Annotated in this window: 6 protein-coding genes; 1 reads left to right on the top strand and 5 read right to left on the bottom strand. The window is 48.3% G+C overall.

The window, feature by feature from the left end; all coding sequences use genetic code 11:
• Both RMO35_RS07690 and RMO35_RS07695 read right to left on the bottom strand, forming a co-directional pair.
• Positions 1-351, bottom strand: a 351-nt coding sequence (locus RMO35_RS07690) for an SMC family ATPase (RefSeq protein ID WP_309739913.1), incomplete at its 3' end; no start/stop codon positions are given.
• 218 nt (positions 352-569) lie between these two features.
• Positions 570-6,461, bottom strand: a complete 5,892-nt coding sequence (locus RMO35_RS07695; RefSeq protein ID WP_309739916.1) for a phytase — start codon at positions 6,459-6,461, stop codon at positions 570-572.
• 389 nt (positions 6,462-6,850) lie between these two features.
• On the opposite strand from RMO35_RS07695, the gene RMO35_RS07700 reads away from it, so the two are divergent.
• On the top strand, positions 6,851-7,525 hold the full coding sequence (locus RMO35_RS07700; protein WP_309739920.1) for a Uma2 family endonuclease: 675 nt from the start codon (positions 6,851-6,853) through the stop codon (positions 7,523-7,525).
• 25 nt (positions 7,526-7,550) lie between these two features.
• Here RMO35_RS07700 and RMO35_RS07705 read toward each other — a convergent pair whose 3' ends face one another.
• The 3 genes from RMO35_RS07705 to RMO35_RS07715 form a co-directional block, all read right to left on the bottom strand.
• Positions 7,551-8,168 carry a Uma2 family endonuclease gene (locus RMO35_RS07705; protein WP_309739924.1) on the bottom strand — a complete coding sequence of 206 codons (618 nt, stop codon included), beginning with the start codon at positions 8,166-8,168 and terminating at the stop codon, positions 7,551-7,553.
• Positions 8,169-8,281: 113 nt separating this feature from the next.
• Complete coding sequence (locus tag RMO35_RS07710; RefSeq protein ID WP_309739927.1) at positions 8,282-8,503, bottom strand: AbrB/MazE/SpoVT family DNA-binding domain-containing protein; 222 nt, start codon at positions 8,501-8,503, stop codon at positions 8,282-8,284.
• A gap of 144 nt (positions 8,504-8,647) precedes the next feature.
• On the bottom strand, positions 8,648-9,965 hold a 1,318-nt coding region (locus RMO35_RS07715), incomplete at its 5' end, for an esterase-like activity of phytase family protein (RefSeq protein ID WP_309739930.1).

The raw sequence follows: 9,965 nt of genomic DNA on the forward strand, positions 1-9,965 counted from the left end.
CGTCGAACGAATCCCCTTCTGCGTCAGCGTCCGAAATTGCCCCCCACTCGTCTGGATCTGAAACTCCAACGCCCCATTTCCATCCCGCTGACGCGTCCGAATGATCCGACAAGTTTCGCCGTGCATCCCAAACGTAAAATCTACCCGGACATCCATCGCCCCATTAGAGATCGCATCATCCTCACTCACCGCCCGACATTCCCCCCAAATCGCCCAGGTAATCCCCTCTAATAGGGATGACTTACCCGCACCATTGGCACCGCAGATACAAGCGGTATGCAGCCCCGTAAAGTCCAAACTGGCTTCACTGTAACTGAGAAAGTTTTTGAGTGACAGTTGCAGAGGAATCATAAGCGATTGAAGAAAGGGAGTTCACCTACCCTCTAGGATAAAGAGTTTTGGGACGTTTGTGGTATTTTTGTGCTAGTTCGATCGATGGCGGGCTATCTCGATCGTACTGATAAATATGTTTGGCAACTAAGTGATTGATTCGATCCTGAAGATCGAACCTCTAAAAAAATCGGCACAACTCGTCAAGAAGATGAGTTGTGCCGATTGTGTAATTGGAATTAGATGAACGCAAAGTTAGCTGCGGTGAGAGTAGTCGTCTCAATTCCAGTTAAGGTCGCGATCGTGTTACCGCCGAGTGCGATATTATTACCAGTCCGAGTCAAGTCAGTAAATTTAACACCGCCAGTAAAACCCAGAACATCAGTGCCAATTTGATAATCGACAATTGTATTCGCACTTGCCGGAGTTTCGCCGTTATAAATCCAGAACTGGTCGGCACCAGCCCCACCGGAGAGGAAGTTACCGCCGCCAGTTCCGACAAAAAACTTGTCGTTACCGTCGCCACCTAAACCGCGACCGTTGGCACCGAGGAACAGGGTATCGTTACCAGCACCAGCGGAGATCCGATAGTCTTTGGCATCGGTAGCCTCGAAAATATCGTCGCCAGCACTGCCGAAAATGCGATCGCCATTAGCTACGAAAATGGTATCGGCACCACTACCGAGATCGACGCGGTTGTTGCCACCATTAGCACCAGAAATCGGGACATCTACGCTGTCGTTACCGGAACCCGTAAAAACGTTATCGTTGAAACCGTCGAATCCGGGGGTGATGCCAGCAATGAGATTATCGGCTCCCGCAGTACCCGCAACCAGAGTCGGAGCGACATTATTAGGGGTGACTTCAAATTGACTGACGATCTTGGGCTGACGGCTGGTAATTGCGTCGGGGTTGGCTTCGAGTTCGGCGCGGGTGTAGGAATCGACCCCGTAAGTGGTGACGGTAAGTTTTTGAGTTTGTTTGTCGATATTAAACTCCGTCCAGCCGTAGACATGGGTGGCGACATAATCGCCTTGCAGGAGCTTGGCATTAATTAAGCCATTGGCTTGGGACAGGTTTTTGTCTAAGCCGAGCGGATCGTAACCTAATGGTTGCAGTCCGTTATCGACGACACCTTTGATGAAGGTGTCCTTACCTGCGGTTGGGAGTGAGTCGTACAATGCTTGCTGCTGAGGTGTAATTACGCCCAGAGCCGCGCCTAATTGCGCTACAGTCTGCCCGAAAGGCTGGGAATACGCGACAGAACCCGTGGTGATTTCAAAGGCACTGGTGGCGATTTGGGCTTGACCTGGGGCATTTTGGTAAGTCAGGTTATTGACTAAGGTACCGTGGATGTCGGCGGCGACGAAGACGACGTTCTCGATTTTGTTGTCGTTGACATATTTGAGGATTTCCGTCCGCTCGGCAGCATAACCTTCAAATCGATCGGCGGCTGCCAATACGCCGATATTTTGGATCGGTTCTGGTACCATAATAAATTTCCAGGTCACGCCATCTTGCTGGGATTGGAGCAGATCCCGTTTGAGGTCGTCTACCTGTTGTTTGCCCAGCATCGTCCGTGTGGGATTGAAGGAATCGACGAGGAATTTACCGACTTGGGCTTGGTCGGCGAGGTTGGTGACATCGGGCAGCTCTTTATCGCGGAAGGAGCGGGCATCGAGGACGAAGGTGGCGGCATCGTTACCGAAGGTGTTGGCACGATAGAGTTTGCGTTCGCCGTCGGTACGGGCATCGCCGGGGGTGTTGTAGGTGAGGTCGCGAATCGGGTTGAATTCTTGGAAGGCTTGGAGGCCGTTTTCATACAGGGGCGAGTCGTTGATTAAACCCGTCTTGGCACCGTATAAAGCTTGCTCGGCAGCAGTAGCAGTCGCCAAACTCTCACCACCTGCGAAGTCGTTGGTGACTTCATGGTCGTCGATGGTTGCTAAGATGGAAGTAGATGCACGTAAGTCGCCCCAAGTATTTTGACCGAAGCGACTGCTATAAACTTCCGCATTTTTGGCGCGGTATTCTGCCAAGGTAGTAGCTTGAGATTTTTCGGTACTGTCGGGGTTTTTGACAGCCGGAGAAGCTACATCACCGTAAATGGTATCGCCGAGTTCGACAAAGAATTTGAGGTTGGCGGTGTCGGCATTACTAATTGCTGGATAAGGTGCGAGTTCGCCGCGCCAGTCGCCGGATACGCCGAATTTCAAGCCTGTCTGTTGACCGACAGCCGCCGCCGTGCTGAATTTACCAGCGGTTTTGGTGCCGTTGACATCAGTGACGCGGTAGAAGTAGCTAGTATTTGCACTCAAGCCAGTGACATCGACTTTGACTGGTTTGGAGGGGTTGGTGGCAGTAGCGGTTTGGGTACCTGCGATCGAACTAAAATCAGCCTTGGTAGAGTATTCAAAGGTGACTTTACCAGGAACATTCGATCGCGTCCACAATACTGTAGAGTTCTGAGTGGTATCGCCGCTGGCTACACCATTGGGGAAAGCTGACTCGACTGCACCCAACCGTGCTACGGGATTGCGCGGATTGTAGCTAGTGGTATCGATTTTTAGCGGTGTGGCGAAGGTATTAGCAATATTTTCAAACGGTACGAATTTGAAGTTGGAGCTGATATTCTCGCCAGCGACAATGGTAGCAGGATCGTTACTACCATCTTGGGTGATGAATAATCCATTCGGGAAATTCGCACCCAATGGTAAGTTAATTACTTCCGCACCGTCAGATTCTTGGACGCTATCGATCGAGCCGTTACTCCCAACGCCAAACCGTCCGATAAAATCATTATTACCTTCGCGAGTGTAAGCCGCAAAAGTATTATCGCCTTGACTGGAAGCCAGTAAATAACCCGTCCCATTTTTCCCATAGTAAATGGTCAAGCCTTCGACATCTTGGGTAAGATTTTTACCGCCATTGGCTGTGACTTTTTCAATCGGTTTGACTTGCTCGATTAAGGTGCCAAATTTACCGCCAGTGGGTTCGGTATTATATTTCCAGATGCCGACATCTTCTTGACCGATGTATAATAATCCGGTTTCCTGATCGGCGACGATGCCTTCAGTTTGAGGGGAAAGAGCTGCTGCTGTCGGGGATGGAACCGTGAAGTTACGGACTAGTTCGTACCCGATTTTGCCGTTACCTTTATCGACTAATTTCAGTTGAGCGACATCACCAGTTTGACGGCGGCTGGTGAAGGCGTAGTAATCGTTGCTGATGGGACTGCGGTAGAGAGCCAAACCATATGCACTAGTCGCCGATGCCGAGAATGGGGCGGTAAAAGGCGCGGCTTGGAAGATTGTCGCTGCGCTGGTGTCGGTGATATTTTCTAGATAATTACCACCCGTACCAGCAGGATTTATCTTGAAGATCGCTAGTTTATCGTTATTACGATCGCTAGCGACGGCGATATCGATTTTTTGTCCGCCTAATGTGAAGCCATATTGCAAGTCCACATTGTTGTAACGCACGTCGGGACTGCTGGGATTAATCGTCTGAATCAGATTGCCGGATAAATCGTAAACCCGCAAGCCGCCATTTTTAACGCTCGTAACTACCAAGCTTTTCGCTGAGTCAGTCGCATTGACATACACCGCTGGGTCATCAGCATCCGCCCGCTGACTGAAGGGTAGCGCACTATTATCTATGAGCGCGGGACGAGTTTCGACAGTCGGCGTGGCGGTGGGCACCAAGTCAGCACCCAAAGTAATAATCTGGGTAAACTGGGTCGCACTGAAGTTATTATCGCTGACTAGCACGATCGACTGGCGACCGTCGGCTAGTTTCGGCCCAAATGCCAAGCCTTCGATATTATCCGTCCCCATGGGATGATTGCCGTCGCTATTAGGCAGCTTCAGCGAGTCTAGATCCAAGATTAACCGTTTTTGGACGGGAGCGATCGCCTGTAACTGAGACGCACTCAGAGTACCGAGAGCATCGATCGTACTAATATCCGTCGCTCCTTGAATCGTGACTTCATAGACCTTAATCGTGTTGCCTTGTCCCACCGCAAACGATCGTTCTAGAGCCAAGAAGGTGCCGCGATCGTCGATCGCGAGCAAATCGACCAAACCACTATCAGCAGCACCAGTGGCGGGATTTGGTGCCTTAGCAACTGCGTCGGTATTATAGAGATATTCCTTCTCTGGTTGTCCGGTGACTAGATTATACTGAATAATCCGCGATCGGCTGCCAGTCGTCACTGTAGTTCGATCGCCATCTTGGAATAAAGCGTTTTCGGTGGCGGTGTAGAGCGTTTTTTTGTCGGGTGAAATTGTCAGACTCTCGAAGGCGAGATTGTTTCGCACTCCAGCGGTTTGGGTATCGGGAGTATCGACGATGCCATTGCCATTGGTATCGGTGACTTTGGGTAAGAATTTAGGCGGTACGACTAGCGATCGAATTTCTTGTCCGGTAGTCAGGGAAAACTCTTTGATAAATGGATTGGAAACGCGCCCGACGGCGGGATTGGCTTCACCTTCAGAGGAAATAAAGACGGTACCATTTGACGTTAAGGCAATTCCTTCGGGGTCGAGACTATTGAGCGCGAACGGTTTACCGCTGGCATCCTTGAGTTGGACGACATTAGTAAAAGTTACATCGCTAGTAAACGGATTGAGCGTAAAAGTATAGAACCGTGCATCCGAAGATCGATCGTCAGAAATTGCATAATACTGGTTTTTCGCAGCATCGTAAGTTACGCCCGACAAGCCACCCAGCGGCACATCCACCCCATTAATTTTCCCCGCCGCACCTGTCGGGATAAATCCAGTCGGTAAAATCTTTTGACCGACAAAACCCGCACTCGCCAACGATTTACCGCTCGGCGTAACCCCGACTTGGACATCAGCAAACACCAACCGATGATCCGAAGTCGCAAAACCACCAGGTAAAGCCGGATTAAATACACCCACGGGTGCAAACGTCGGATCGGTATTTAACGGCCAAAATACGCCACTATTATTAATTTTCAGATCGGCTGAAGGCAGCACATAATCCGTCCGCAAGTTACCAGGATTAGTACCATTATCGGCAAAATCCGCCGTATCGAAAGCCGGATTTCCAGTTTGAGTGTTATTAATTAACCCCTGAAGTGCCGACTGTTGCACTCCGCCCGCACTAGTCGGAATCGAATTGGTATTAATATTGGGGTTGCGTAATAACTGCGAGACGGCATTGTTATAGCTATCACCATCGCGCGGATCGGCATTTTGGTCGCCCATAATTACGAAACTCGAACCGCCAGCAATCCCCCCTTTGCCACCTTTATCGTCGTAAATATAGCCACCTTGCCCTGGCGAAACATAATCCGCCCAAAAGCGAATTTCATCAGCATTCCGCTTACCATTCCGGTCTTCAGTGCCATCAAAAACAGGCGGCGTGGGGTGGCTGACGAGGGCATGAACTATTTCGTTATTAACTTTAATCGGTACGTCCCAATGGCTCTTAGAAGATAACCGCAATTTTTCAATTTCTGCTGGTGAGTAGAAACCCTTGAGGTTTTCATTAACTGGCGTAGCGGGATTATCGATCGTCGGATCGTTGGTGAGTAAGCCACCTGGAATATCTTTCCAGAGAAAATTCTGAAAAGTCCTTACATTTGCCGTATCGATTTCGTACTTTGACAGCACCACCATCCCAAATTGACCTGGGAAGTTACCAAATCCAAATGAGTCGTCACCGTAGCCATTATCGCCAATCCCATCGGTGAGCGTAGTAACGATGCTACCATTATTATTGAGGTCTAATCCTGATGGAATCCCAGTATTGCTCGGCGCGATATAAAAATATTTATAATCTACCGGACTAGTACCATTCTGTCCGATTTTGAGAAAATTATTGATAAATAGTTCGACCGCTTTATTTGGATTGGCGGTATTAAAATCAAACTCATTAATTAGCAATACATCGGGATTATTGCGCTGAATAATTTCCGCTGCATTTTTGGCTTGTTGAATGCGGAGTTCTTGATTACGATTGGGATTGTCAGCAGATCCGATCGCTCTAGTATCGGAAATTGCAGGATTTGATAGATCGTTAATTAGTTGACCGTCAGCGTTACGATTTAAAGAAGCATTAAACTGAGCGAAGCGAATATTCGTGCCACTAACTGTATTCATAGTCTATTGTCAAAATGAGGAACTCGAACAAAAGCAGATTTGGTATATCGATCGGTCAAGCCTCTAGTAAACTGTTAATCGTCAATGGATGCTGTGCCAAAACGATCGCGTCTAGTTTAAATTACTTGTCTAAGTCCAACTCTTTAATTCAAGCTTAAACTTACATTAATATTTTGATAATGCAGAACCGTGGTGGGAACTCAACTTAATCGAGTCAAATTTAATAGAACGCTCTATAAAATCTGGTTTTAGAGCAACTATTTCAGCAGCTTATGATGAGAACCAAGGTGGCAAGATTACCAACTTCTGTGACTGTATGCGCGAAGGAGCCGATCGAACGATCGCGATCGAGCTAATATAAATGAATTACCATCGCGAGGCATTCGATTGTGACTATCTCCCTAGACAGATCTACTCAAGCTGCGACCATCAGTCAAAGAGCCGACGCTACTTGGCAAGACTATCTCGATGCCAGAGATAGCGATCGTTTGGAGTGGCACAAAATCTCATTTAACAACGGATGGTTGCGAATCGATATGGGCAATATAGGTATCAACCACGCTCGCTTTGCTGACTTGTTTACGGGCATTTTCTTTATTTGGGCATTTTTGCACCCAGAACCAGCGATCGAATCTTTTGGTGGCTGCTCGATCGAACGAGCCGAAACTCAGCAGGCAAGCGCGCCGGATTTGGTACTGTATAAAGGCGAGAATATTCCTAAATGGCAAACTGGCGAATCCCGCCGCATCGATCTGAGTCGTCATCGATTGCCCGATTTAGTAGGGGAAATTGCCGATACTAGTCTCGATATCGATCTCGACGAGCAAAAACAAATTTATGCGAGCTTGGGCATTGCTGAATATTGGGTTGTCGATGTCAAAGGAATGCGCTTGTTTGCTTTTGGTTTGAATGCTCAGGGTGCCTACGAATCAATTCGAGTTTCTAACGTGTTGACGGGATTATCAATCGAGTTGGTAGAGCAAACATTAGAACGGCTGGCGACGGAAACGAATACGGCAGCCGCTAATTGGCTGATGCAACAGTTACAGCAGCTAGGTGGATAGCGAACCGCTGATGCAAACTGTGAAATTACCAGATTTCACTCAGGCTGAGGATAAAATCGGGCATGACTTCACTACAGTCGATTGAAGTTGGCGATGTTAGGCTTTCTGGTTCGCGTCCGGGGCGATAGATTTCTACTTGTCTATTTTGAGGATTCTCTTTCAGAGAGGCTCCGCCAACGATGAGTAAGCCCAGCCGCACTCCATTCGCTTTGTACTCTTCCATTTTTTCTCGCAATGGCGACAGTCTGTCGGTTGCCGAGCGCAGCTCTATGACAAAATCTGGTGCCAAGGGTGGAAATTTCTTGCGCTGCTCTGGGGTCAAAGCTTCCCATCGAGATAACTCCACCCAAGCGGCATCTGGAGAACGTTGGGCACCATTGGGTAAGACAAAAACGGTGGAAGAGCTAAAAGTCTTACCTAGCCTGGTTTGACGATTCCAATTGCCTAAGTCGATCCCTAGTTCTGATTCGTAGCTTCCACTTTCTCCACCGACTGGGGGCATAACGATTAGTTCTCCGCTGGCTGTCAATTCAAACGATCGCTCTGGATTGTCTTGGCATAGTTTCTCAAACTCTTCATGAGTGACGCGGAGAGTAATGCTGCGAACATCTAATAATAATGGTTGGGTTTCTAGGGCTTGCATCTGGTATTTGCTTCCTATTTAACGTCAGGAAATTAGTGTTTAAACGATCGACCTCAAAGTATCGATCGAGCTTGATTTATGTTGGCTGCTGAACTTTTGCGGCAATAACTGTACTAAGACGAATAAAAAGAATCGAGGTTGCCAAGTGGGGATGTTTCTACGACTAATGCAGTACCTTGACGACGAATCTGGGGTTCTTGTCCGATCGGTTGGAGGATGATACAGCCGTTAACAACTTCCAGGCTGAGAGATTGGGCGATTGTTATTCCCAGTTGTTGGCGGATTTCTAGGGAGATTTCCAAGCGTCCAGTTGTGTCAATCGTGATGGCAGTCATAGGGATTTATTCAAGTGTTACTGATTAATAGCTCTAATACTAATTTAACCGAATCTCGCGATCGATAGCTATCTAAAAAATCGGCATAACTCATCAATTTCTAAGTGAGTTATGCCGATTTTTCAATTTGCGATTCGAGTCAAATTAAATAAACGCAAAGTTAGCGGCGGTGAGAGTATTAGTCTCAACTCCCGTTAGGGTTGCGATCGTGTTACCGCCGATGGCGATATTATTACCAGTCCGAATCAAGTCGGTAAATTTAACTCCGCCAGTAATCCCCAATACATCGGTGCCGATTTGGTAATCAACAATTGTATTCGCACTTGCTGGAGCTTCGCCGTTATAAATCCAGAATTGGTCGGCACTAGCACCGCCAGAGAGGACATTACCGCCGCCAGCACCGACAAAAAATTTGTCGGTACCATTGCCACCTAAAGCGCGACCGTTGGTGCCTAGGAAGAGGGTATCGTTACCATCACCGCCAGAAATTCGGTAATCTTTGGCATCGTTCGCCTCGAAAATATCGTCGCCAGCACTGCCAAACACGCGATCGTTATTGCCGACATAAATGGTATCGGCACCGCTACCTGCATCGATTCGGTTGAAACCAGTATTGACACCGCCGATGGGTACGTCTACAGTATCGTTACCGGAACCCGCAAAGACGCTGGTATTGAAACCGCTAAATCCTGGGGTTACACCTGCGAGGAGGGTGTCGTTACCTGATGTGCCCGAAACCAAGGTTGGTGCGGGAACTGGGGCGGCACTCAAACCGACGCGGGGGTCGATGTTCAAGGGTTTGTTGAGGGTAATCTGGACGATTTCGGTGTTGTCGATGCCCGGTGGACGACCGATCGAGAAGGGATAGTTGTTGTCGTTGGCGACTAAGATGGTATTGGCATCGATGAGTAGAAGATTCTCGATCGTTACAAATGGCATCCGGTAGGTAGTGCTACCGTCTTTATTCAAATCCTGTGGATCGGGAATATTCAACAAGTCGGCGACTTCTTCCTTGGCAACATTGCCGTTAGCATCTTTCTTCGATAAATCTACTTTGTAGACCTTCTTGAATTTAGCCAAATCGCCTTGTCCGCCGTCGCGTTCGATGACCAGATATTCGTTATTATTAATGACGGTCATGTCACCGATCGCATTACCGACCGCTTCCATTTTGTAGAACCCAAGTTGACCTTTATATTTCTGGCTGGCAACATCAAATTCATAAATCCGCAGCGAACCAGCGGGGTCGCCAAATACCGTCCCCTCTAACAAGGGATACAAGGTGCTTTTGTCAGGACTAATTGCCATGCCTTCAAATCCGCGCGAACCGTCCAGATTGGCTACAGCGGGTGTGCCAACAAATTTGTCGCGTACCAAGTCACCCGTCCCAGGGAAATCGGTGAAGAAGGCATCAACGCCTAAGTTGATAAATTGCTCTAGTTCTTTTTTCGGGTCGCCTTTG

Source organism: Chamaesiphon sp. OTE_20_metabat_361 (assembly GCF_031364565.1).